At 65.1% G+C, this 21,078-nt stretch carries 23 protein-coding genes, 1 tRNA gene and 1 riboswitch; of the genes, 16 read left to right on the forward strand and 8 right to left on the reverse strand.

Features of this window, described 5'->3' with window-relative positions:
* Positions 1–10 precede the first annotated feature (10 nt).
* From AC0L3U_RS26780 to AC0L3U_RS26790, 3 genes are all read left to right on the forward strand, one after another.
* Positions 11–1,213 (forward strand): acetylornithine transaminase, encoded by a 1,203-nt coding sequence (locus tag AC0L3U_RS26780; RefSeq protein WP_473292906.1) that lies wholly within the window; start codon positions 11–13, stop codon positions 1,211–1,213.
* Positions 1,213–2,148: an ornithine carbamoyltransferase gene (gene argF, locus AC0L3U_RS26785; RefSeq protein WP_106941287.1), complete on the forward strand. Its 936-nt coding sequence runs from the start codon at positions 1,213–1,215 to the stop codon at positions 2,146–2,148. Before AC0L3U_RS26780 ends, argF begins: the two co-directional genes overlap by 1 nt.
* Before the next feature lie 222 nt (positions 2,149–2,370).
* A complete protein-coding gene (locus tag AC0L3U_RS26790; RefSeq protein WP_473363834.1) occupies positions 2,371–3,390 on the forward strand; it encodes an Hsp33 family molecular chaperone in 1,020 nt (339 codons plus the stop codon).
* A gap of 48 nt (positions 3,391–3,438) precedes the next feature.
* Here AC0L3U_RS26790 and apaG read toward each other — a convergent pair whose 3' ends face one another.
* Positions 3,439–3,831 carry a Co2+/Mg2+ efflux protein ApaG gene (apaG, locus tag AC0L3U_RS26795; protein ID WP_027514422.1) on the reverse strand — a complete coding sequence of 131 codons (393 nt, stop codon included), beginning with the start codon at positions 3,829–3,831 and terminating at the stop codon, positions 3,439–3,441.
* Positions 3,832–4,024: 193 nt separating this feature from the next.
* Between apaG and AC0L3U_RS26800 the strand changes: the two genes are divergently transcribed.
* From AC0L3U_RS26800 to AC0L3U_RS26810, 3 genes are read left to right on the forward strand one after another with little or no spacing between them, the layout of a single operon-like run.
* Complete coding sequence (locus AC0L3U_RS26800) at positions 4,025–5,290, forward strand: OpgC domain-containing protein (RefSeq protein WP_085349686.1); 1,266 nt, start codon at positions 4,025–4,027, stop codon at positions 5,288–5,290.
* Positions 5,290–6,087 carry an SGNH/GDSL hydrolase family protein gene (locus tag AC0L3U_RS26805; RefSeq protein ID WP_473363835.1) on the forward strand — a complete coding sequence of 266 codons (798 nt, stop codon included), beginning with the start codon at positions 5,290–5,292 and terminating at the stop codon, positions 6,085–6,087. Before AC0L3U_RS26800 ends, AC0L3U_RS26805 begins: the two co-directional genes overlap by 1 nt.
* A gap of 12 nt (positions 6,088–6,099) precedes the next feature.
* Positions 6,100–7,092 carry an SGNH/GDSL hydrolase family protein gene (locus AC0L3U_RS26810; protein WP_456767230.1) on the forward strand — a complete coding sequence of 331 codons (993 nt, stop codon included), beginning with the start codon at positions 6,100–6,102 and terminating at the stop codon, positions 7,090–7,092.
* Positions 7,093–7,226: 134 nt separating this feature from the next.
* Here the strand turns inward: AC0L3U_RS26810 and AC0L3U_RS26815 are convergent, their stop codons facing one another.
* Positions 7,227–8,423, reverse strand: coding sequence for an O-succinylhomoserine sulfhydrylase (locus AC0L3U_RS26815; RefSeq protein ID WP_007615678.1), 1,197 nt, complete (start codon positions 8,421–8,423; stop codon positions 7,227–7,229).
* Between the two features lie 69 nt (positions 8,424–8,492).
* Positions 8,493–8,572, reverse strand: a riboswitch (SAM riboswitch).
* Between the two features lie 80 nt (positions 8,573–8,652).
* Between AC0L3U_RS26815 and AC0L3U_RS26820 the strand changes: the two genes are divergently transcribed.
* The 4 genes from AC0L3U_RS26820 (at position 8,653) to AC0L3U_RS26835 (ending at position 13,315) form a co-directional block, all read left to right on the forward strand.
* Positions 8,653–9,789, forward strand: coding sequence for a 2'-deoxycytidine 5'-triphosphate deaminase (locus AC0L3U_RS26820; RefSeq protein ID WP_155809444.1), 1,137 nt, complete (start codon positions 8,653–8,655; stop codon positions 9,787–9,789).
* Between the two features lie 105 nt (positions 9,790–9,894).
* A complete protein-coding gene (locus AC0L3U_RS26825; RefSeq protein WP_473363836.1) occupies positions 9,895–10,305 on the forward strand; it encodes a PAS domain-containing protein in 411 nt (136 codons plus the stop codon).
* A gap of 139 nt (positions 10,306–10,444) precedes the next feature.
* Positions 10,445–11,497, forward strand: a complete 1,053-nt coding sequence (locus tag AC0L3U_RS26830; RefSeq protein ID WP_473363837.1) for a hypothetical protein — start codon at positions 10,445–10,447, stop codon at positions 11,495–11,497.
* 372 nt (positions 11,498–11,869) lie between these two features.
* Positions 11,870–13,315 carry an MATE family efflux transporter gene (locus AC0L3U_RS26835; RefSeq protein WP_473363838.1) on the forward strand — a complete coding sequence of 482 codons (1,446 nt, stop codon included), beginning with the start codon at positions 11,870–11,872 and terminating at the stop codon, positions 13,313–13,315.
* On the opposite strand, the gene AC0L3U_RS26840 is transcribed toward AC0L3U_RS26835, so the two are convergent.
* The 5 genes from AC0L3U_RS26840 to AC0L3U_RS26860 all read right to left on the reverse strand — a co-directional run bounded on the left by AC0L3U_RS26840 (position 13,312) and on the right by AC0L3U_RS26860 (position 16,305).
* Positions 13,312–13,821 (reverse strand): hypothetical protein, encoded by a 510-nt coding sequence (locus AC0L3U_RS26840; RefSeq protein ID WP_473363839.1) that lies wholly within the window; start codon positions 13,819–13,821, stop codon positions 13,312–13,314. The two genes, AC0L3U_RS26835 and AC0L3U_RS26840, sit on opposite strands and share 4 nt — an antisense overlap.
* Before the next feature lie 100 nt (positions 13,822–13,921).
* Entirely contained in the window at positions 13,922–14,323 is a 402-nt protein-coding gene (locus AC0L3U_RS26845; RefSeq protein ID WP_473363840.1) for an SRPBCC family protein, read from the reverse strand.
* A 138-nt stretch (positions 14,324–14,461) separates the two neighbouring features.
* A complete protein-coding gene (locus AC0L3U_RS26850; protein ID WP_473363841.1) occupies positions 14,462–14,821 on the reverse strand; it encodes a VOC family protein in 360 nt (119 codons plus the stop codon).
* 56 nt (positions 14,822–14,877) lie between these two features.
* A complete protein-coding gene (locus AC0L3U_RS26855; RefSeq protein ID WP_473363842.1) occupies positions 14,878–15,717 on the reverse strand; it encodes a helix-turn-helix transcriptional regulator in 840 nt (279 codons plus the stop codon).
* Positions 15,718–15,726: 9 nt separating this feature from the next.
* On the reverse strand, positions 15,727–16,305 hold the full coding sequence (locus tag AC0L3U_RS26860; protein WP_247404420.1) for a methylated-DNA--[protein]-cysteine S-methyltransferase: 579 nt from the start codon (positions 16,303–16,305) through the stop codon (positions 15,727–15,729).
* A 171-nt stretch (positions 16,306–16,476) separates the two neighbouring features.
* On the opposite strand from AC0L3U_RS26860, the gene AC0L3U_RS26865 reads away from it, so the two are divergent.
* The 6 genes from AC0L3U_RS26865 to AC0L3U_RS26890 all read left to right on the forward strand — a co-directional run bounded on the left by AC0L3U_RS26865 (position 16,477) and on the right by AC0L3U_RS26890 (position 20,458).
* Positions 16,477–16,550, forward strand: a tRNA-Gly gene (locus tag AC0L3U_RS26865).
* A gap of 276 nt (positions 16,551–16,826) precedes the next feature.
* On the forward strand, positions 16,827–17,360 hold the full coding sequence (locus tag AC0L3U_RS26870) for a DsrE family protein (protein WP_473363843.1): 534 nt from the start codon (positions 16,827–16,829) through the stop codon (positions 17,358–17,360).
* Between the two features lie 26 nt (positions 17,361–17,386).
* Positions 17,387–18,451, forward strand: coding sequence for a TAXI family TRAP transporter solute-binding subunit (locus AC0L3U_RS26875; RefSeq protein ID WP_473363844.1), 1,065 nt, complete (start codon positions 17,387–17,389; stop codon positions 18,449–18,451).
* Positions 18,448–19,260, forward strand: a complete 813-nt coding sequence (locus tag AC0L3U_RS26880) for a hypothetical protein (protein ID WP_473363845.1) — start codon at positions 18,448–18,450, stop codon at positions 19,258–19,260. Before AC0L3U_RS26875 ends, AC0L3U_RS26880 begins: the two co-directional genes overlap by 4 nt.
* Before the next feature lie 138 nt (positions 19,261–19,398).
* On the forward strand, positions 19,399–19,980 hold the full coding sequence (locus AC0L3U_RS26885) for a helix-turn-helix domain-containing protein (protein WP_473345605.1): 582 nt from the start codon (positions 19,399–19,401) through the stop codon (positions 19,978–19,980).
* A 10-nt stretch (positions 19,981–19,990) separates the two neighbouring features.
* A complete protein-coding gene (locus AC0L3U_RS26890; protein WP_473363846.1) occupies positions 19,991–20,458 on the forward strand; it encodes a GNAT family N-acetyltransferase in 468 nt (155 codons plus the stop codon).
* 1 nt (position 20,459) lies between these two features.
* Here the strand turns inward: AC0L3U_RS26890 and AC0L3U_RS26895 are convergent, their stop codons facing one another.
* On the reverse strand, positions 20,460–20,987 hold the full coding sequence (locus AC0L3U_RS26895) for a DUF1003 domain-containing protein (protein ID WP_473363847.1): 528 nt from the start codon (positions 20,985–20,987) through the stop codon (positions 20,460–20,462).
* Between the last annotated feature and the right edge of the window lie 91 nt (positions 20,988–21,078).

A 21,078-nucleotide genomic window follows, 5' to 3' on the forward strand; every position in this document is an offset into this window, starting at 1 on the left:
AGTGACCGTCATGACTAACAGCGCAGCGCCGCATTTGCTCCCCGTTTTCGCCAGGTCCGACCTCGGTTTCGAGCGTGGCGAAGGCTGCTGGCTGATCGCGACCAATGGCGAGCGCTATCTGGATTTCACCTCCGGGGTGGCGGTGAATGCGCTCGGCCATGCCCATCCGGCGCTGGTCGCGGCGTTGCAGGAGCAGGCCACGAAGCTCTGGCACATGTCGAACCTGTTCCAGAGCCCGGACGGCGAAAAGCTCGCCGCGCGCCTGTGCAATGAAAGTTTCGCGGACTTCGTGTTCTTCTGCAATTCCGGCGCCGAAGCGCTGGAATGCGTGATCAAGGTCGTGCGCCGTTATCACGCCGCGAAGGGCCATCCAGACCGTTATCGCATGATCACCTTCGAAGGCGCCTTCCATGGCCGCACCCTGGCGACGCTGGCCGCGACCGGTTCGGCAAAATATCTCGAAGGTTTCGGACCCCCGATGGAGGGCTTCGATCAGGTTGCGCATGGCGATCTCGACGCGGTGAAAAAGGCGATCGGTCCGCAGACCGCCGGCATCCTGATCGAGCCGATCCAGGGCGAGGGCGGTGTGCGTTCGGCAACGCCCGCCTTCCTGAGGGCGTTGCGCCAGCTCTGCGACGAGAAGGGTCTGTTGCTCGCCTTCGACGAGGTGCAGACCGGCATGGGCCGCACCGGCGATCTGTTCGCATACCGCCGCCTGGGCGTCGAACCCGACGTGATGTCGCTGGCCAAGGCGCTCGGTGGCGGCTTTCCGATCGGCGCCTGCCTTGCGACCGCGGAAGCGGCATCCGGCATGACGCCGGGCTCGCACGGCTCGACCTTCGGCGGCAATCCGCTCGCGATCGCGGCTGCGAACGCCGTGCTCGACGTCATGCTCAAGCCCGGCTTCTTCGACCACGTGCAGAGGATGTCGCTGCTGCTCAAGCAGAAGCTTGCCTCCGTGATCGACCGTCACGGCGATGTCGTCAGCGAAGTGCGCGGCGAGGGCCTCCTGATCGGCATCAAGGCCGTGGTGCCTTCCGGCGATCTCGTTGCCGCCTTGCGTGCCGAAAAGCTGCTCACCGTCGGCGCCGGCGACAATGTCGTGCGTTTCCTGCCGCCTTTGATCGTCACCGAAGCCGAGATCGAGGACAGCGTCGGGCGGCTCGAGCGCGCCTGCACGGCCTTGTCCGGCAACAAGCGGGCGGCAAGCTGATGAGCAAGTCGCCCGATAAAGCACCGAAGCACTTCCTCGACATCAACGAGCTGCCGCTGTCGGAGCTCAAGCGCATGCTGGCCGCGTCCACCGCGATGAAGGCGAAGCAGAAGGCGCATCAGCCGGTCAGGCCGCTGGAAGGCAAGACGCTGGCGATGATCTTCGAGCGCCCCTCGACGCGGACGCGGGTGTCTTTCGATGTCGCCATGCGTCAGCTCGGCGGCGAGCCCATCATGCTCACCGGCGCCGAGATGCAGCTCGGCCGCGGCGAGACCATCGCCGACACCGCGCGCGTGCTGTCGCGCTATGTCGACGCCATCATGATCCGCATCCTCAATCACGATGCCCTGCTGGAGCTTGCGGCAAACGCCACCGTGCCCGTCATCAACGGCCTGACGCGGCGCTCGCATCCCTGCCAGGTGATGGCTGACCTCATGACCTACGAGGAGCATCGCGGCCCGATCGAGGGCAAGACCGTGGCCTGGACCGGCGACGACAACAACGTGCTGGCGTCCTGGGCGCACGCCGCCGAGCGCTTCAAGTTCCAGCTCAATGTCGCGACGCCTCCGGAGCTCGCGCCGAAAAAGGCGATGCGCGACTTCATCAAGGCGACCGGCGCGCCGATCATGCTCGGCACCGACGCCGAAGCCGCCGTGCGCGGCGCCGATTGTGTCGTGACCGACACCTGGGTGTCGATGGGCGACAAGGAAGGCGAGCACCGCCACAACGTGCTCAAGCCCTATCAGGTCAATGCCCAGCTGATGTCGCTGGCCAAGCCCGATGCGCTGTTCATGCACTGCCTGCCCGCCCATCGCGGCGAGGAGGTCACCGACGAGGTGATCGACGGTCCGCAATCCGTCGTGTTCGACGAGGCCGAAAACCGCCTGCACGCGCAGAAGGGCATTCTGGCCTGGTGCTTCGACGCGGTGAAGTAATCTTGTCGTCCCGGCGAAGGCCGGGACCCATACCGCGGAATCTCTCTTGTGGCAGGCGGGCCGAGGCCGAGGTCTTCGCCAAACTAAGATTGCGGTTATGGGTCCCGGCCTTCGCCGGGACGACACCCATGTTGCGGTATCGTTCTGCAATCCCCCAACCGCCTCCGGACCACAGCCCTCACCCCCCTTCCAATTCCGCCTTCCGACCCCAGATAAAGCGCCATGGTTTCCCAATCCCCTGACATGAAAACCGGGCCCGAGGGCCCGGTTCGCGCGCCATCCGCGGTTCCGATCGATGACGCCGTACTGCCCTACGAGGTCGATGCGCTCGATGTGCGCGGTCGGCTGGTGCGGCTTGGTCCGGCGCTCGACGAGATCCTGACCAAGCACGATTATCCGGCGCCGGTCGGCAAGCTGCTCGGCGAGGCCATCGTGCTGACCACGCTGCTCGGCTCGGCGCTGAAGTTCGAGGGCCGCTTCATCCTCCAGGCCCAGACCGACGGTCCGGTGTCGTTCCTGGTCGTGGACTATCAGGCGCCGGATCGCCTGCGCGCCTATGCGCGCTACGACGCCGCGCGCCTCGGCGAAGTCCAGGATTCCGGCAAGGCTTCCGGCGCGCTGCTGGGTCACGGTCATCTCGCCATGACCATCGACCAGGGCCCCGACATGAGCCGCTACCAGGGCCTGGTCGCGCTCGACGGCGGCAGCCTGGAAGACGCCGCTCACGAATATTTCCTGCGCTCCGAGCAGATTCCGACGCGCGTGCGCCTTGCCGTGGGCGAGGAGTGGCGGTCGAACGACGGCGGCAAGCATCGCTGGCGTGCCGGCGGCATGCTGATGCAGTTCCTGCCGAAGGCGCCCGAGCGCGCGCGGCAGGCCGATCTGCATCCCGGCGATGCGCCCGAAGGCGTCGAGGTCCATGCCGTCGCTGAAGACGATGCCTGGGTCGAGGCGCGCTCGCTGATCGAAACCGTCGAAGACGTCGAGCTGATCGATCCCGAGTTGTCCGGCGAGCGGTTGCTCTACCGCCTGTTCCATGAGCGCGGCGTGCGCGTGTTCAATCCACTGCCCTTGAAGGCGCAATGCTCCTGCTCGCGCGATGCGGTCGCATCGATGCTGAAGAGCTTTTCGTCCGACGACCGTGCCGCGATGGTCAAGGACGACAAGGTCGTCGTAACCTGCGAGTTCTGCAGCTCGGTGTACGAGTTCACACCGGATGAGGCGGGCGTCGAGGACGCGTAGCGCGGTGCCGTAGGTGGGCAAAGCGAAGCGTGCCCACCATTTCCAGCGCTAATTCAACACCCGCTTGTTGTCCGGGCTGTCCAGCGAGAACGTCGGCACGTCGATCTCGAAGCGTTCGCCGGTTGCGCTGACCATCTGGTAGCGGCCGGTCATGAAGCCCGAGGCGGTCGTGAGCGGCACGCCGGAGGTGTATTCGAAGCGTTCGCCGGGGGCGAGCGTCGGCTGCTCGCCGACCACGCCCTCGCCCTTCACCTCCTGCTGCCGGCCGGTGGCGTCGGTGATGATCCAGTGCCGCGTCTTGAGCTGCACGGTCTCGTCGCCGGAATTGGTGATGACGATGGTGTAGGCCCAGAAATAACGGGAGCGGTCGGCCGACGACTGCTCCGGAACAAAGTTCGGCTCGACGGTCACTTCGATCTGGCGGGTCACGGCGCGGTACATGATTGCCATCATACCGAAAACCGCTCGGGAACCAAACGCCGGAGGCGGTTCTAGCGACATCGTCCCGCCAGAATTCGCAGGGAAGTACACGTCCAAGTGTATTTGCATGTGATCCGGTCGCTTTGCGAGATGACGGCCGGACCGGTACACTCCTTGCCACGTCGCGATTTGCGGAAGGGTTTTTAGGCCCCCGATGACCATTGCCGACCAAGTGACGGGATCGACGATCGCGGGAACCGCCAAACCTGTGGAGGTCAAGTCCGCGGGGGCGAAGCGGCGCGCGGCCGCGCCGGCCATTTCGCTGCCCGCCATCGGCGAGCGCGAGCTCCGGCTCGACCTGTTCCGCGGCCTCGCGCTGTGGCTGATCTTCATCGACCATTTGCCGCCGAGCCTTCTGACCTGGTTCACGATCCGCAATTACGGCTTCAGCGACGCCACCGAGATCTTCATCTTCATCTCCGGCTATACCGCCGCCTTCGTCTACGGTCGGGCGATGCTGGAATCCGGCATCGTCGTCGCCACCGCGCGCATCCTGCGGCGCGTCTGGCAGATCTATGTCGCCCACGTCTTCCTGTTCACGATCTTCCTTGCCGAAATCTCCTACGTCGCGACCAGGTTCGAGAACCCGCTCTACACCGAAGAGATGGGCATCATGGATTTCCTCAAGCAGCCCGACGTCACGATCGTGCAGGCGCTGCTGCTGCGCTTCCGTCCCGTCAACATGGACGTGCTGCCGCTCTACATCGTGCTGATGCTGGCGCTGCCCTTGATCCTGTGGCTGATGAAATGGCGCCCCGACGTGACGCTCGGCCTCTCGGTCGCACTCTACGCGGTGACCTGGGAATACGATCTCTATCTGTCGGCCTATCCGAACGGCTTCTGGGCCTTCAATCCCTTCGCCTGGCAATTGCTGTTCGTGTTCGGGGCATGGTGCGCGCTCGGGGGTGCGCGACGCATGTCGCACATTCTGGCTTCGCGAGTGACGATGTGGATCGCGATCGCCTATCTGGTCGCGGCATTTTACGTGACGCTGACCTGGTATGTGCCGCAGCTCTCCCACTTCATGCCGAAGCGGCTCGAGCAGTGGATGTATCCGATCGACAAGGCCGACCTTGACGTGCTGCGCTTCACGCATTTCCTGGCGCTGGCCGCGCTCACCGTGCGCGTCCTGCCCCGGGACTGGCCGGGCCTGAAATCGCCCTGGCTGCGGCCGCTGATCCTGTGCGGCTCGCATTCCCTGGAGATATTCTGTCTCGGCGTCTTCCTCGCCTTTGCCGGCCATTTCATCCTGGCCGAGGTCTCGGGCGGCCCGGTCATGCATGCGCTAATTAGTCTCTCCGGAATCCTGATCATGTGGGCCATGGCCTGGCTGATTTCGTGGTACAAGCGGGTGGCTGACAAGAGCGGTTCGAAAACCAAAAGCGCCGTCGGCAGCGCCGATATGGCGGGAGGGGGCTGATGAAGGCGAAGGTTTTCCTGAGCCTGATCCTGCTGTGCGGTGGTCTCGCCGCGCCTCCGGCGCGCGCGGACGATGCTGCGCCTGCTGCTTCGGCGGCACCTGCTGCTTCAGCCGTGCCTGCAGCCTGCGAAGTGCCGTCCTATCTGCTCACCAGCGAAAGCCAGCTTCCCAAGGTCGCCGATGCCATCAAGGCCGGCAAACCGCTCGAAATCCTGGTCATCGGCAGCCGCTCGACCACGATTCCGGCCTCCGAGGACGCCTCTTATCCGGCGCGGATGCAGGCCATCCTGAAGGACAAGCTGCCGCCGTCCGAGACTGTGCACGTCTCCGTAGAAATACAGAGCAAGAAAACGGCCGAGGAGGCGGCCGCCAGCTTCGTTAAGCTCATGGAAGCAAAAGCGCCTACTTTGGTCATCTGGCAGACCGGGACTGTCGATGCTATTCGAGCCATCGATCCCGATGATTTTCGCGGCGCGGTGACCGAAGGGGTTGTTGCGTTGCAAAAGGCAGGGGCTGACGTCGTCTTGATGAATTTGCAGTACAGTCCGCGTACCGAAACCATGATCTCGGTGCCGCCATACCTCGACAATATGCGGGTGGTGGCGCAGGAGCACGATATTCCGCTGTTCGATCGTTTCGCGATCATGCGGCAGTGGAATGACCAGGGGCAGTTCGACCTGTTCAGCCCGTCGCGCGGGCCTGAGCTGGCGAAACAGGTCCATGATTGCCTTGGCCGGGCGTTGGCACAGTTCGTGATCGACGCTGCCCATCTGGAGCCGGCCCAGCAGCAAAATTGAGGTCTAGCGTTAATGAGTTCTCTCCGCCCTTTTTGCCTGACGGCATGGCTGGCTGTGCCCGCAGCAGCGCTGCTGCTGTTGCTGAGTCCGGCCTCGCAGTCGCACGCGCAGACGCAGGCCGCGCAGGCAACGCCGGCCCCGCAGCAGTCGGCTAATCCGGCACCCGCTTCACCGTCCCAAACCGCTGTCGCAGCGACGTCCCCCGAGCAGCGCGGCATCACTGCGCGCGCGATCGACAAGGTGAAGCAGGTCGCGAAATCCGCCGGCGACGTCTTCAGCCGCGTGCCCTGCCTGTCGCCGAAGGGCGGCGCGAAGGCGATGGGCTCGCTGCCGCATGTCGCGGGCAAGCTCGTCGCCGGCCAGCCCGTCGTCATCGTCGCGTTCGGCTCGTCCTCGACCGCGGGATTCGGCGCGAGCTCGCCGGAGTTCAACTATCCCAATCGCCTTGCCGCGCAGCTGCACCGGCACTATCCGACCGCCGACATCACCGTCGTCAATGCCGGCGTCGGCGGCGAGGACGCGCCCGAGATGATGAAGCGCCTCCAGAAAGAGGTGATCGACGTGCATCCGGATCTGGTGATCTGGCAGGTCGGCACCAATGCGGTGCTGCGCAATCTCGATCCCGGCGATACCGCCAAGCTGGTCGAGGACGGCATCAGCCGCATCCAGGCTGCCGGCGGCACCGACGTCGTGCTGGTCGATCCGCAATATTCGCCCGCCGTCAACCAGCGCGCCGAGAGCGCCGGCAAGATGGTGAAGCTGCTCGGCAAGGTCGCCGAGCTCCGTCACGTCGGCATCTTCCCGCGCTTCGAGGTGATGCGCGACTGGCACGAGAAGCAATCGCTTCCGGTCGAGAGTTTCGTGATCGCCGACGGCCTGCACATGAACGATTGGGGCTATGCCTGCTTCGCCCAGCTCCTCGGCGACGACATCATCCGCTCCGTCGGCCAGATCAAGCTCGGCGTCAACGTGCCCGCGGACGTGCGGACGTACCGGCCGATGTGAGCTCCGCTGCGGTAGGGTGGGTTAGCTCGCGGCTGCGCGAAGCGCAGTCCGCTAGCGTAACCCACCATGCTTCAGCGAATGCCGAACGAAGTTGGTGGATTACGCCTTCGGCTAATCCACCCTACGATTCAAGCTCACGCCTTCTCCAGCGCCGCGGTCAGATCCTCGATCAGATCGTCCGCGTGCTCCAGCCCCGCCGAGAAGCGGATGAAGCCCTCGCTGATGCCGAGCGCGGCGCGGTCCTCCGGCTTGAGGCGCTGATGCGTCGTGGTGGCCGGATGCGTGACGAGGCTCTTGGCGTCGCCGAGATTGTTCGAGATCTTGGCAAGCTTGAGCTCGTTGAGCACGCGGAACGCCGCCTGCTTGCCGCCCTTGACCTCGAGGCCGACCAGCGTCGAGCCACCGCGCATCTGCTTCTTTACCAATGCAGCCTGCGGATGATCGGCGCGGCCGGGAAACACCAGCCGCGAAATCTTCGGATGGCTCGCCAGCACGTCCGCGATGCGCGCCGCCGTCTCGGTCTGCGCGCGCACGCGCACGGCGAGCGTCTCCAGACCCTTGAGCAGGACCCAGGCGTTGAACGGCGAGATCGATGGGCCGGTCTGGCGCATGAAATTGTGGATGTGCTCGGCGATGAACGCTTCCGAGGACAGGATGATGCCGCCAAGACAGCGGCCCTGGCCGTCGATGTGCTTGGTCGCGGAATAGACCACGACGTCGGCGCCGAGCGCGAGCGGGCTCTGCCAGATCGGGGTGGCGAACACGTTGTCGACGACGAGCCGCGCGCCGCCGCTGTGCGCGATCTCGGCAATGCCGGGAATGTCGAGCACGTCGAGCGTCGGGTTGGTCGGGCTCTCCAGGAAGAACGTCTTGGTGTTCGGCTTCATGGCGCGCTGCCATTGGTCGAGATCGAGGCCGTCGACCAGCGTGGTCTCGATGCCGTAGCGCGGCAGCAAATCCTGCACGACGTAGAGACACGAGCCGAACAGCGCGCGCGAGGCCACGACGTGATCGCCGGCCTTGAGCGGCGCCAGGATCGCGGTCGTCACCGCCGCCATGCCGGTCGCCGCCGAACGTGCCGCCTCGGCGCCCTCGAGCTCGATCATGCGCCGCTCGAACATCGAGATGGTCGGATTGGAGTAGCGTGAATAGATGAAGCCGGGGTCCTCGCCCTTGAACCGCGCCTCGCACTCCTCGGCGCTGTTGTAGACGTAGCCCTGGGTCAGGAACAGCGACTCCGACGTCTCGCCATATTGCGAGCGTAAGGTGCCGGAATGAACCAGGCGAGTTTCGGGACGGTAGTGGGCGGTTGGCGCCGGGGACTTCGACATAGGACCTCCTGAAGTGACCATCGAAATGGTCACAAAAAAACCGGCCTGGAATATTTCCACGGGCCGGGATCACAGAGGTCCCCGGCCTGTTTAGCGACTTATTTAACGTGGCTGCAAGCCGGCCGGCTCAAATCACCACGGGATAAGTCATGCTCATATTCCGCAATGCCCTTTCCGTCAAGACGTCCATCGGATAGCCGTAAAACGCTCATATTTCCCGCATGTCGGGATGTGTTTGATCCCTGATGAGGACCCCGGGTTGACGTTCACGGTCGCCGCCGACGCCAATGGTATCCTGCCCGACCGCATGATCGCGGCGATGGCGGAGGGCGGTCTCATCCTGCCCGCTTACGACTTCGTCGAAAGCCAGATCCAGCCGGCGAGCCTCGATTTGCGCCTCGGCGACATCGCCTATCGCGTTCGCGCCAGCTTCCTGCCCGGTCCCGGCGCCACCGTCGCCGAGCGCATCGACGAGTTGAAGCTGCACGAGTTCAGCCTCGCCGACGGCGCGGTGCTGGAGACCAACTGCGTCTACATCGTGCCGCTGCTCGAAAGTCTCGCGCTGCCGCCGGAGATCGTCGCGGCCGCCAACCCGAAAAGCTCGACCGGACGGCTCGACGTCTTCACCCGCGTGATCGCCGACGGCACCCGCCGCTTCGACATGATCGGTGCCGGCTATCACGGTCCGCTCTATGCTGAGATCAGCCCGAAGACGTTCCCGGTGCTGGTCAGCGAGGGCTCGCGCCTGAGCCAGGTGCGCTTCCGTACCGGCGATGCCATCCTCAACATCGACGACCTCGAGGCGCTGCATGCGACCGAGCGTCTGGTCGATATCGACGATGCCGATCTCACCGGCGGCGTCGCCGTCTCGGTTGATCTTTCCGGCGAAAAGAGCGGCGGCTTCGTCGGCTACCGCGCCAAGCGCCACACCGGCGTCATCGACGTCGATCGCCGCGCCGGCTATTCCGTCGAGGAGTTCTGGGAGCCGATCTCGGCCCGCCCCGACGGCAGCCTGATCCTCGATCCCGGCGAGTTCTATATCCTCGCGTCGAAAGAGGCCGTGCAGGTGCCGCCCGATTACGCCGCGGAGATGGTACCGTTCGATCCGTTGGTCGGCGAGTTCCGCGTGCACTACGCCGGGTTCTTCGATCCCGGCTTCGGCTATGCCGGCGCCGGCGGGCTGGGGTCGCGCGCCGTGCTCGAAGTGCGCTCGCGCGAGGTGCCGTTCATCCTCGAGCACGGCCAGATCGTCGGCCGCCTCGTCTACGAGAAGATGCTGGCCCGCCCCGACGCCATGTACGGCCAGCGCATCGGCTCGAACTATCAGGCCCAGGGGCTGAAGCTGAGCAAGCATTTCCGGGTGTAGCGATCATCCGTCGCCCGGATGGAGCGCAAGCGTCATCCGGGAAAGTCTCACTTGTGGCACGATCCCGGCTTACGCTGTGCTCCATCCGGGCCACCAGGTGCTGACATGACCAATCCATCCCAACTCGACGCAAACATCCTCGACGACGTCGCCGATGCGCTGATCTACTCGGATCGCTCCGGCACCATCATGCGCTGGAATCGCGCATCGTCCGCACTGTTCGGCTTCTCCGTGGACGAAGCGCTGGGCCAGAATCTCGACCTGATCATTCCCGAACATCTGCGCGCCGCGCATTGGAAAGGCTTCGAGGCCGCGCTTGCCAGCGGCGCGATGAAGCTTGCGGGCAAGCCGACACTGACCCGCGCGCTGCACAAGGACGGACGCAAGCTCTACATCGAGATGACCTTCGCGCTGGTACGGGACGCCGCTGGAGTGGTGCAGGGATCGGTGGCGATGGCGCGTGACGTCACCGAGCGCGTCGAGCGCGAGCGGGCCGCCAAGGCTTCGCAAAATTAAGCCTGCGCAAAACTAAGCCTGCGCAAACTTCGTGATGCGGAATTGGCGAGCCGGCGTGCAGGGCGCCCTGCGTGCGGCTCAGCTTGTCCGACACCGGCTGCAGTGACACACTCGATCAAAACAACGATCGGGAGCGAACATGACCGCCGCATCTGACCCCGCGCAGGAAGCTCAGTGGAAACGCTGGCGCGCGGTTGCCGATCTCTATCACGCCTATTTCACCGGCCTGATCCTCACCGTGGTCACGCGTCGCGGCACGGCGGATGCTGCGGAGTTCGTCTTTCGCGTGTTCCGCCGCCAGCAGCAGGAGCGCTTCCTGCCGGGGCTGGAGAAGCTCGGGCTGAGCCATCTGCCGCCAGCAGTCGCAGCCGCGCAATATCACTACCTCTCGAACTGGATCGGCGGCGTGCACGTCGAATACATGTATGAGAGCGATCGCAAAGCCTGGATCCGCTATCCGCCGCCGCGCTGGATCTGGAAAGGCACTGCCATCTGCGGCGTGCCGGGCGAAGTCTCGCGCGCGATGCTGCGCGGCTGGCACGCCAACAACGGCGTGGCGCTCGGCGATACCAGATTGGGGTTCGTCTGCACCAAGCAGAGCGTCGACGGCCAGGATGGGCTCGAAGGCTACTATTACCAATATGACCAACCGCTCGAGCTCGACCAGCGCCTCGTGTTCGCACGGCATCTCGAAGCGCCGCTGTTCGATGCAGCCGCGGCTCCGGCCTTGCCGGTCGCAAGCTGGCCAAGACCGCGACTGGAAAAAGCCTATCGCAATTATGCGATGGAATATGTGCGCACCGCCGCACCCGTGATGGTGCAGCTGTTCGGCCCGGAGGATGCCGGCTATCTCCTGCACCTCACGGGCAAGCTGATCGGGATGCAATATTTCGACGAGGTCGCTGCGGCGCTGTCGATGGGCCGCGGCGGTGCGAGCGAATTCGCGACGTTCCTCAACGCGCTGTTGGTCGCGCAGGACGATGCGTCTGAGACGACGCGATCCGAAGGCACGTTCGAAATCCGTCAGCAGAGCTGGAGGTTGATGGACGACGTCGCCGATCACCACCCAGCTTGCGCCAAGGTGTTGGCGGGGTTGTTCGAAGGGCTCGCGGCCGGATGCGGGCGGCACATCGGCGTGCACCTGTCCCCGACAACGGGCGGCCGTCCGCCATTGCTCTGGACGATTGGGTAGACGACGGCCGCCACGGCACCTTCACCTCGCCCCGCTTGCGGGGAGAGGTCGGATTGCATCGAAGATGCAATCCGGGTGAGGGGGAGTCTCCGCGAGGGCAGACGTCACCGAATTTGCTGAAGCAGCCCCTCACCCAACCCTCTCAGCGCGAGCGAAGCTCGTCGCGGCCCCGTAAGAACGGGGAGAGGGAAAAGAAAGAGGAGTCCAATTCCTCCACGAAATGCGCTGCCGCAGGGCACGCCTGCACCTGGCGCAGGAGGAATCGCTGCGTGTCGTGCTAACAAGCCTCTCGTTGCGCCCTGAGCGCGAACCAATTCATTGGCACACCTAAGCATTGCTGCGCCGCAAATGGCGCTTTCGCCCGGAGAGGACATGTCAGACATCGCCGAAATCCCGGTCGATGAGCAGGAGCGTCCGCTGCCGCCGCCTCCGCGCCCCGTCAGGAGCGCGCTGATGGACGGGCCGATCCTGCGCACGCTGCTCGGGCTCGCCTGGCCCAACGTCGTCGCGCTCTCCGCCGGCACCTGCACCGTGATTGCGGAGACCTCTTATATCGGACGTCTTGGTGTGGAAGCGCTGGCCGCGATGGCGTTGGTGTTTCCGACAGTGATCCTGACCATGACCATGTCGGGCGGTGCGATGGGCGGCGCGGTGGCCTCCGCGATCGCGCGCGCGCTCGGCGCCGGCGATCGCGAGCGCGCCGGGACGCTCGCCGCGCACGCGCTCTTGATCGGCATCAGCTTCGGCCTCGTCTTCATGCTGGGCATGCTGATCTTCGGGCCGCGCGTTCTGGAAATGCTCGGCGGCCGCGGCGATGTGCTGACGCATGCGATCGCCTACACCCAGGTGTTTTTCGGGGGCGCCGTGCTGCCTTGGCTGCTCAACACCATGGCCGGCGTCCTGCGCGGCACCGGCAACATGAAGCTGCCGTCGCTGTTGATCCTCAATTCTGCGGCCTGGCAGATCGTGCTCGGCGGCACGCTCGGTCTCGGCCTCGGTCCGGTGCCGCAATTCGGCATGCGCGGCGTCGCCGCCGGCGCGCTGATTGCCTATTGCATGAATATCGGCGTGATGGGCTGGTACCTGTTCTCCGGCCGCGCCCGCGTGACCCCGAAGCTGCGCGGACTTCGCATCCAATGGGCGATGTTTTTCGACATCCTCAAAGTCGGCGCCATCGCCTGCTTTTCGCCGCTGCAATCGGTGCTGACGATCTCGATCTTCACCCACATGCTTGCGAAATTCGGCACCGCGATCCTCGCCGGCTACGGCATCGGTGCGCGGCTGGAATTCCTGCTGACCTCGATCGCGTTCTCGTTCGGCATCGCCTCGGTGCCGATGATCGGCATGGCGGTCGGCGCCGGCCGCATCGCCCGTGCCCGGCGCATCGCCTGGATCGCGGCGGCGAGCGCCTTCGTTGCCGTCGGCGCGCCGGCGTGCCTGGTCGCGGCCTTCCCCGATCTCTGGGTCAACATTTTCACCGACAGCGCGACCGTGCGCGCCACCAGCCATCAATATTTGTCGACGGTGGCGCCGTTCTACGCCTTCATCGGCCTCGCCTCGACGATGTATTTCTCGTCGCAGGGCGCTGCGAAGGTGATCGGACCGGTGCTGGCGCAGACTGCGCGGCTGATCTACATCTCGGCGGTCGGCTGGTGGCTGTCGACGCATGATGCCACCGCGCAAAACTTCTTCTGGCTGGCGGCGAGCTCGATGGTCGTGCTCGGCCTGCTCTCGTGCTCCAGCGTGGTGCTGACGCGCTGGGGACCGCGCCAAACCAAACCTGCGATCAGGCCGGCTCTGTCGGCCGCTACGGACTAGCGATGCCTGTGGCGGCGATGGCCGCCACCGCCGCCGACATTGGCGAGCCGCATCAGTTGCGGAATCATCGCCATCATGTCGCCGCCACCGGCACCGCCGAGCATGCCCATGATATCGCCGCCACCGATGCCGCCCATGCCGGTCGGCATGGTGCCGCCTCCGGCCATCGGCGCGTAGCCGCCGTAATTGGGCGCACCGAAACCGCCGCCGAGATTGCCGCCGCCGAGGCCGCCAATTCCGCCGCCGCCCATCATGCCGCCAAGACCACCACCGCCATTCTCCATCATGCGGCTCATCATCGGGCCCATGGTCTGCATCATCATGCCGAAGCGGCGCTTGCCCATCTTGGCCTTCATCATCTCCAGCATCGGCGCCATCTGGGTCATCATGTCCTCGCCGCCGGCACCTCCGCCGCCGAGGAACTGCGCCTTTGCCGGCGCGCTCGAAATCGAAAACATCAGCAGCACGGCGGCCGCCTGGCAGATCACCTTGTCCGCACCTCTCATGGCCTGCTCCTCGCGTGCGGGGCGCCGCCGGGAGAGCGGAGCCAACCGGACGCACGCCGCCATGGTTAGTGCGGACGAGGGCTGAGCTCCGTGAGAAAGATCACGCAGCCGCGGCTGGAAACGCTCGGTGTATGGCGGCGACGGCGTCCTTGGTCTGTCCCTGCACATAAGGCGCGAGCTCGTTCGGCAGCATGTCGATGATCCAGACCAGGCGGCATCTCGCCTCGCCCTCGGCGATCACCTGCACCGAGGCGCTGTAATGCTTCAGACGCTCGTTGTTGATCGCGTAGACCAGCCGCCGCCCGGCTTCGTCGCAATCGACCAGCACCTCGCGCGCCACCGAGCCATTGGCGAAGGTGACGACGCGCGCGTCGCCGTCGAGCGTGCAGGCCGTGACGAAGCCCGGCGCCAGCCGCCGATGCAGCGCGCCGAAATCGCGCACCGCATCCCAGACGTCGCGCGCCGGGGCGGGGAGGGGAATGTCGTGGTGGATGGAGGCCATTGGTAAGTATCCTTGATTTGCGAGGGTGGTCGCCAAGCACACCGTCATTGCGAGCGCAGCGAAGCAATCCAGAGATGTTTCCGCGGTTGGAGTCTGGATTGCTTCGTCGCAAGGGCTCCTCGCAATGACGGAGCGTACTCACACACAAACCGCCTCGACATTGTTGCCATCGGGATCGATCAAAAACGCCGCGTAGTAAGTTGGGCTGTAATCCTTGCGCGGGCCGGCGCCGCCATTGTCGCGGCCGCCGCTCTTCAGGCCCTCGCTATGGAACGCCTTGACCGAATCATGATCGCCTGCGCGAAACGCGATATGCGCGCCATCGGCCTTGCGCCCCTTGTTCAGGTGCAGCCACAGCGCCGGCGCGCCCTTCGGCCCGAAGCCGGCATAACCATCGCCACTCGAGCACAGGACGTAACCGAGCGGCGCCAGCACCGCGGTGTAGAAGCGCGTGGCGGCATCGAGGTCGGCAACGCGCAATCCGATATGGTCGTACATGGTCGTCTCCATTGCCAAAGCGCGCCGCAATCGGCGCGCGCCGGAGACGAACCTAGTCAGTTGAGGGCGAGCTGCTCTTGGAGAATCTTGCGCTCTCCCTTCGAGGCCTGACGGAACTTGGTCGGCGAGACGCCGGCGGCGCGGTGGAAGGTGCGGACGAAGTTGGAGAGATCGCCGAAGCCGACGTCATAGGCGATGTCGGTGACTGCGATGTCGTCGTCGGTCAGCAGCCGCGCCGCGTGCCGCAGCCGCGAGCGCACCAGATATTGATGAGGGGTGACGCCGAGCACGGCGGAGAACAGCCGCAGGAAATGGAACGGGCTGAGCCCGGCCTGCCGCGCGGCCTGTTCGAGGTCGACCTCGGCATGCGAATTGGCGTCGATCCACAGCGCGGCTTCCACGGCCCGGCGGCGGTCGCGCGCGGTCGGCGTCGTCGGCTTGCGCGCCTTGCCCGAGACGACATCGACGAAGCGGCCGGCGAGGATCTGACCGATCTCGTCGAGACCGAGGTCGCTGTTGCCATCTGCCGCCGTCTGGGCGAGTTCGCCCAGCACCATCAGCTCGGGCAGCGGCGGCGTCGCGCCGAGCTGCCAGACGTCGCGCCGGCCGCCGAGCGCCTCGACCAGATCCTCGCTGAGGAAAAAGGACAGGCAGACATCGCCTGAGACGTGCTCATGCGTGCAGGTGTATTCCTCGCCCGGCGCGCCGACCAGCATCGAGCCCGCGACCAGATCGAAGAAGCCGGCGCGGCAATGACAGCCAAAGCTGCCCGCGCGGACATAGGCGATGGAATGGCCGGTGCGGCACTCCGCAAACGGGCTGTCGTCCGGTCCCGCGTCGCAGCGAAACTCGGAGACGGTCATCGAGGGCGTGGTCAGCAGCGTGGTTGCATCCATCCCGCCTATCTAGGTGGAGGGTCTCGGCGGGGCAACGGGCAGCAGGACGTCGAACAGCGTCTTGCTGGCGATCGGATGGGCGCCCTCCAGCGACAGCAGCCGCCGCTTGGAGATCACCCCGCCATAGGGCGAGAGCCGGTCGGTGTAATTGCCGGCCTCCAGCACCCGGTGGCACGGCACGATCAGCATGTAGGGATTTCTCGCGATTGCCTGCGCCACCGAATGCGCGGCGCCGGAGGCGCCCAGCGTCTTGGCGATCTCGTGATAGGTCCGCGTCTCCCCGCGCGGGATGGCGCAGGCGGCTTCATAGACCCGCCGGTTGAAACCGGGCACCCCGCTCGCGTCTAGGCTGACCTCGGAAAAATCAGCATCGCTGCCTTGCAGCAAGCCCACGATGCCCTCGATCGCGAACGCGGCGTTCGCGGAAGGCCGCTGCTCGCGCGCCTCGGGATGGACCTGGAAAATCCGGCGGCGGGTGTCGATCTCCCGCGCCTCCGGCAATTGCACGGCGACGATACCGGTGCTGCTCCAGATGATGCCGCAGCGCCCTATGGTCGTGTCGAATATCGCGTAGCCACGCCCCACCATGCACACGCCCCACTCAGTGCACGTCTCCCCAGACAGGCGATCATAACACCGCCACAATCCGGCGCACCCAAAATCTTGACGGAAACTCAAGAAGGGCTAGGCGGGCTGCGCCAAAGCGCTTGGCGAGATGCGCCGTCTCGGCTAATCAGAGCGGGCGCAGGCTGCGCATCCGCGGGCGTAGTTCAATGGTAGAACGGCAGCTTCCCAAGCTGCATACGAGGGTTCGATTCCCTTCGCCCGCTCCAAAGCCTTGGCCGCAGCACAGTCGCACTGACTTGAAGTCTCCCTTGGCGATCCGCCCGGGCGCAATGGGACGTGGAGCTGACGCTCGCTGCGCTTAATCCATTGCGCTTAGCACGAACTGCAGGCTGTCGAAGGGCGGGCCGGGAGTTCATGTTTCCCGGTCCGGGTCACCGCCAACGCAAGTCCAGTGCGCAACACCTGCGGGCTCACTGAGGGCCTGGTCCGGATCAAGCGAGTTGCACTCCGGGTCGAGCGCAAATCGCAGACGGAGATGGTCCATGCGTGATGCACGAATCCATATCGCCGCAGCTATGCTCGCGACATTCGCAATCGGTTCGGTGTATGCCATGAGCTCGGTGCAACAGCCGCCGGCCTCTGCGACTTCTGCCCACGCTATGATCCCCAGGAAGCAAGCAGCCGTGCGCCCGGTCAAGGCGGCGCCGCATCGGCTCGTGATCCAGGTCAACCAGAACGACGCCGCCGTGATGAATCTCGCGCTCAACAACGCCACCAATGTGCTCGACTATTACCGCAAGAAGGGCGAAGAGGCCGACGTCGAAATCGTGGCGTTCGGTCCTGGATTGCACATGCTGCGCAAGGACACGACGCCGGTCGCCGATCGCATTCACGCCATGACGGACCTCGCCTTCCCGAACAAGGTTCGCTTCGCCGCATGCGGCGTCACTCGGGAGGGGATGGAAAAGAAGGAAGGCAAGCCGCTCGAGCTGCTGCCGGAGGCTTCCATGGTTGCCTCGGGTGTCGTGCGGATGATGGAGCTGCAGGAAAAGGGCTGGAGCTACGTCCGGCCGTAGACAGGAACCAACGAGGGGAGGCCGGGATGATGCGCAAGCTGCTGTTCGTGCTGGCCGTGTCGCTATTCGCGTTGCCCGCGTCCGCCCAAACTGCCACAAGGCCCGGCGCTGCCAAACAGACGGCGGAATCGGTCGCGTTGGCGCCCGCGCGAGGGAACCGGTCGGTGCGGCCCGCTCAACAGCGGACGGCCGAAGAGGACGTGAGAGATCGCATCAATGCAGGCACGGTCGGATTAGCCGCCGGGCTCCTGGAAGGCGCACCGCTCCGCTTCGCGACCGAGATCTCGCGCGTGGTCAACGAGAGCGGAAAGGTGCACGTGCTTCCGGTGGTGACGCGCGGACCGACCGAGAATGTCAACGATGTGCTCTATCTGAAGGGGATCGACATCGCGATCATCAACAGCGATTCGCTCGACGAGTATCGCGCGCAGGTGCCCGAGATAGGAAAGCGCATCGTGCATGTGATGAACCTATTCCCGTCGGAGCTGCATGTCTTCGTGCGTCCAGAGATCAATTCGCTGGCCGACCTCGCGGGCAAGAAGGTGAACTTCAACACGCAGGGCACGGCCGCCGCCTATTCGGGTCCACTCATCTTCAGTCGTCTCGGCATCGAAGTGGAGAAGGCCTTCGTGCCTCACCCGGCCGCGCTGGAGCAGATGCGCAAAGGCGAGATGGCGGCTGTGGTTTTCGTCACGTCGAAGCCGGTGGACGCGTTCGTCAAACGCAAATGGGACGACGGCTTCAAGTTCCTGCCGGTCCCCTGGGGTGCCAAGCTGGCGGACTATTATGTGCCGGCCTCTCTAACGTCGGCCGACTATCCTGCTTTGGTGCAAGCAGGGCGGGATATCGAGACGATCGCGGTGCCGACGGTGCTGGTCGCCTATAACTGGAATCCTGGCACCCCACGCCATGACAGGGTCACGGCTTTCGTGAATGAATTGTTCAGCAGGCTCGATCAGCTGCGCGCGTCCGGCTTCGATCCGAAGTGGAAGGAGGCCAATCCCGGTGCGGGCGTTCCCGGACTCCAGCGCCTCAAGGCGGCTGAGAACTGGCAGGAGTCCCCAATGTCCAATCGGACGGGACGTCCATGAGACGGCTCGCCGCCGTCCTTTTCGCCAGCCTTGAGATCGCGGAAGCCCATGGTCAATCCGCCTCCAGCACGCTTAGGGGTCTGGACCAGTGCTTTGCCCAGACGCGTGCAGCGGAAGCCGCCTGCGATCAGGCGGGCATCGACACCGCGCTGCGTCTCGGATGCAGGCTGAAGGCACACAGCGCGGAGAAACGGTGCCTCGATAGCCTGTTCGCCAACAAAGACGAGGTCCGACAACCCAGCGATATCCCCTCCAAACCGCAAGCCGATATGCAGCCGTTGCCACTCGAAGCTGAACCGGCGCCGGCGATGACGCCGGCCAATCGGGACGACGCAATCGCGGGACCGTCAATCGCCGAGGGCTGGTTGATCAGCGAGACCACGTCTCCAAGGGACTTCTCGCCGCTCTTCGTCGCCAAATTGTATGCGCTTGCCCCCGTGACGGCCAATGCACCAGAAATGCTCGTGCTACGTTGCCGTAACCAGCGGACCGAGCTGTCCCTCGGCTCCAATGGCCTCTGGCGCGCGTTGCGCGGAGGGGAAGTCGACGTCGCGATCTCTCCCGACCAGATCACGGCGCGGCCAATGCGTTGGCGATTGGCATCCGACGGTCGCACGGCGTCCATGCCGGAGGATCCGGTCCAATTGGTGCGCGCATTGCGCGCCGGAAAGGCGTCTATCTCCGTTACCGACGGTGCGGGGCGCAACACCAGCGCCATCTTCGAGCTCGCCGGCGTCGATGCCGTCCGCGCTAGGCTCGCAAGCGCCTGTCGCTGGACGAACGCGACGGTCGAATCCCGAGGACGATGAACGGATTTTGCGCCGAGGATGCATTCGCGTGCGCCGAAATTCTAATATATTAGCATCTCATCCCCGGCATTCGCTGTTTCCCGCACTAGGCTCTCTCCCAAGCAAATGCGGCTGCCGAAACAACGTTCGGATAGGGCTATGGACCAGCAAAAGCTCGATCGCGCGATCGGTCGTCGGTTGAAAACGGTGCGGACGCAGGCCGGCATGACGTTGAACGAGCTTGCCGCGCGCTCCGGCGTCAGCCGGGCGATGATCGGGCGGGTGGAGCGGGCGCAGAGCAGTGCGACGGCTGCGCTGCTCAACAAGCTCTGCGCGGCGCTCGATGTCACGCTGAGCGACGTCGTCGCGCTCGCGGAGAAGCCGCCGGAGCGGCTGGTGCGGCTCGCCGACCAGCCGCACTGGCGCGATCCCGATAGCGGCTATCGCCGCCGCCACGCTTCGCCGACGGACGCGGCGAGCGGCATCGAGATCATCGTCGTCGATTTGCCGGCGGGTGCGCGGGTGCCATACAGCCCTTGGGGGCGCAATGCCTTCACCCAGCAGCTCCTGATGCTGGAGGGCGCGATCGCCGTGCACATCGACGCCAAGGCGGTTCGCCTGCGCGAAGGCGACTGTCTCGATTTTGACGTGATGCGCGCGGTGATCTTCGAGAACGAGACCAGACAGGATGCGCGCTACGTCATCATCACGCGCCGCGGCGCGTCCTACGGCAAGATGTGAGGCCCTGACGATGCAGATCCGCACCGGCGACACCTTTGATCCGCGCGTCATCGCGCTGCTCGACCATCACGTCACGGCGGCGCGAGCGCAGACCGCGCCGGGCAGTGCGCATGCGCTTGATCTCGCCGGGCTTCGTGCCCCGGAAGTCGCGTTCTGGACCGGCTGGGACGGCGACACGCTGGTCGCCACCGGGGCGCTGAAGTCGCTGTCGGGAGCGCATGGCGAGGTGAAGTCGATGCACACGCTCGAGACCACGCGCCGGCGCGGCTTTGGCGGTGAGATGCTCCGCCACATCATCACGGCAGCCCGCGCGCGCGGCATGGCGCGGCTCAGCCTCGAGACCGGCTCGTGGGATTATTTCAAGCCGGCGCACGCGCTCTACCGGGCGCATGGCTTTGTCCTCTGCGGCCCGTTCCAAGGCTATGTCGACGATCCCAACAGCCTGTTCCTGACCCTGGATCTGTCGGCGAGCCGCTAGCTCAGGAACGCGTCTCCTCGATCCTGTCGAGCACGCGCTCGGGGGCGATGTCGCGGCTTGCCTCCTCCAGATCGCGCTTCGAATCGGGCTGGACGTCGAGCCGCTCGGCGATCTGCGTGAGGAGGCGAGCAACCTTGGTCAATTCGTGCTCGGCGAGCAGGCTGATCTGGAGATCGAGATCGGCGCGCTTGTCCGCTGCTGCGCTCATGCGGTTCTGCGAGATCAGCACGAAGGTCGACAGGAAGATCGCCTCGACCGAAGCAATCATCGCCAGCACCACGAAGCTCTCGTCCCAGGCCGGGATTCCCGGCAGCCAGTGCAGATTGGCAATGATCCAGAAGCCGAACACCGCGACGTGGAGGTAGACGAACGCCATGCTGCCGGTGAACGCCGTGATCGCATCGGCAAGTTTTTCCTGACCCTTGGCGCCGCGCTGCTCGCGGCGGCGGCGCTCGACCAGGGCCTGGATGTTGCGCTCGAGCGTCGGGCTCAATCCCTCGCCGGGATCATGGGTGATATCGTTACGCACGGGGCAGAAACGGCGGACGGAAGCGGCTGTTCCTGGACTCAGCTGCCGGAAAATGCCTGTCGCCCTCAAAATGAGTTGCGTACCTCAAAAC

This window comes from Bradyrhizobium sp. Kon69, assembly GCF_055807515.1.

Coding starts and splice junctions, on each gene's coding strand:
- AC0L3U_RS26780 (WP_473292906.1), top strand. CDS start 11: ATGACTAACAGCGCAGCGCCGCATTTGCTCCCCGTTTTCGCCAGGTCC.
- argF (WP_106941287.1), top strand. CDS start 1,213: ATGAGCAAGTCGCCCGATAAAGCACCGAAGCACTTCCTCGACATCAAC.
- AC0L3U_RS26790 (WP_473363834.1), top strand. CDS start 2,371: ATGGTTTCCCAATCCCCTGACATGAAAACCGGGCCCGAGGGCCCGGTT.
- apaG (WP_027514422.1), bottom strand. CDS start 3,831: ATGTACCGCGCCGTGACCCGCCAGATCGAAGTGACCGTCGAGCCGAAC.
- AC0L3U_RS26800 (WP_085349686.1), top strand. CDS start 4,025: ATGACCATTGCCGACCAAGTGACGGGATCGACGATCGCGGGAACCGCC.
- AC0L3U_RS26805 (WP_473363835.1), top strand. CDS start 5,290: ATGAAGGCGAAGGTTTTCCTGAGCCTGATCCTGCTGTGCGGTGGTCTC.
- AC0L3U_RS26810 (WP_456767230.1), top strand. CDS start 6,100: ATGAGTTCTCTCCGCCCTTTTTGCCTGACGGCATGGCTGGCTGTGCCC.
- AC0L3U_RS26815 (WP_007615678.1), bottom strand. CDS start 8,423: ATGTCGAAGTCCCCGGCGCCAACCGCCCACTACCGTCCCGAAACTCGC.
- AC0L3U_RS26820 (WP_155809444.1), top strand. CDS start 8,653: ATGTGTTTGATCCCTGATGAGGACCCCGGGTTGACGTTCACGGTCGCC.
- AC0L3U_RS26825 (WP_473363836.1), top strand. CDS start 9,895: ATGACCAATCCATCCCAACTCGACGCAAACATCCTCGACGACGTCGCC.
- AC0L3U_RS26830 (WP_473363837.1), top strand. CDS start 10,445: ATGACCGCCGCATCTGACCCCGCGCAGGAAGCTCAGTGGAAACGCTGG.
- AC0L3U_RS26835 (WP_473363838.1), top strand. CDS start 11,870: ATGTCAGACATCGCCGAAATCCCGGTCGATGAGCAGGAGCGTCCGCTG.
- AC0L3U_RS26840 (WP_473363839.1), bottom strand. CDS start 13,821: ATGAGAGGTGCGGACAAGGTGATCTGCCAGGCGGCCGCCGTGCTGCTG.
- AC0L3U_RS26845 (WP_473363840.1), bottom strand. CDS start 14,323: ATGGCCTCCATCCACCACGACATTCCCCTCCCCGCCCCGGCGCGCGAC.
- AC0L3U_RS26850 (WP_473363841.1), bottom strand. CDS start 14,821: ATGTACGACCATATCGGATTGCGCGTTGCCGACCTCGATGCCGCCACG.
- AC0L3U_RS26855 (WP_473363842.1), bottom strand. CDS start 15,717: ATGGATGCAACCACGCTGCTGACCACGCCCTCGATGACCGTCTCCGAG.
- AC0L3U_RS26860 (WP_247404420.1), bottom strand. CDS start 16,305: ATGGTGGGGCGTGGCTACGCGATATTCGACACGACCATAGGGCGCTGC.
- AC0L3U_RS26870 (WP_473363843.1), top strand. CDS start 16,827: ATGCGTGATGCACGAATCCATATCGCCGCAGCTATGCTCGCGACATTC.
- AC0L3U_RS26875 (WP_473363844.1), top strand. CDS start 17,387: ATGATGCGCAAGCTGCTGTTCGTGCTGGCCGTGTCGCTATTCGCGTTG.
- AC0L3U_RS26880 (WP_473363845.1), top strand. CDS start 18,448: ATGAGACGGCTCGCCGCCGTCCTTTTCGCCAGCCTTGAGATCGCGGAA.
- AC0L3U_RS26885 (WP_473345605.1), top strand. CDS start 19,399: ATGGACCAGCAAAAGCTCGATCGCGCGATCGGTCGTCGGTTGAAAACG.
- AC0L3U_RS26890 (WP_473363846.1), top strand. CDS start 19,991: ATGCAGATCCGCACCGGCGACACCTTTGATCCGCGCGTCATCGCGCTG.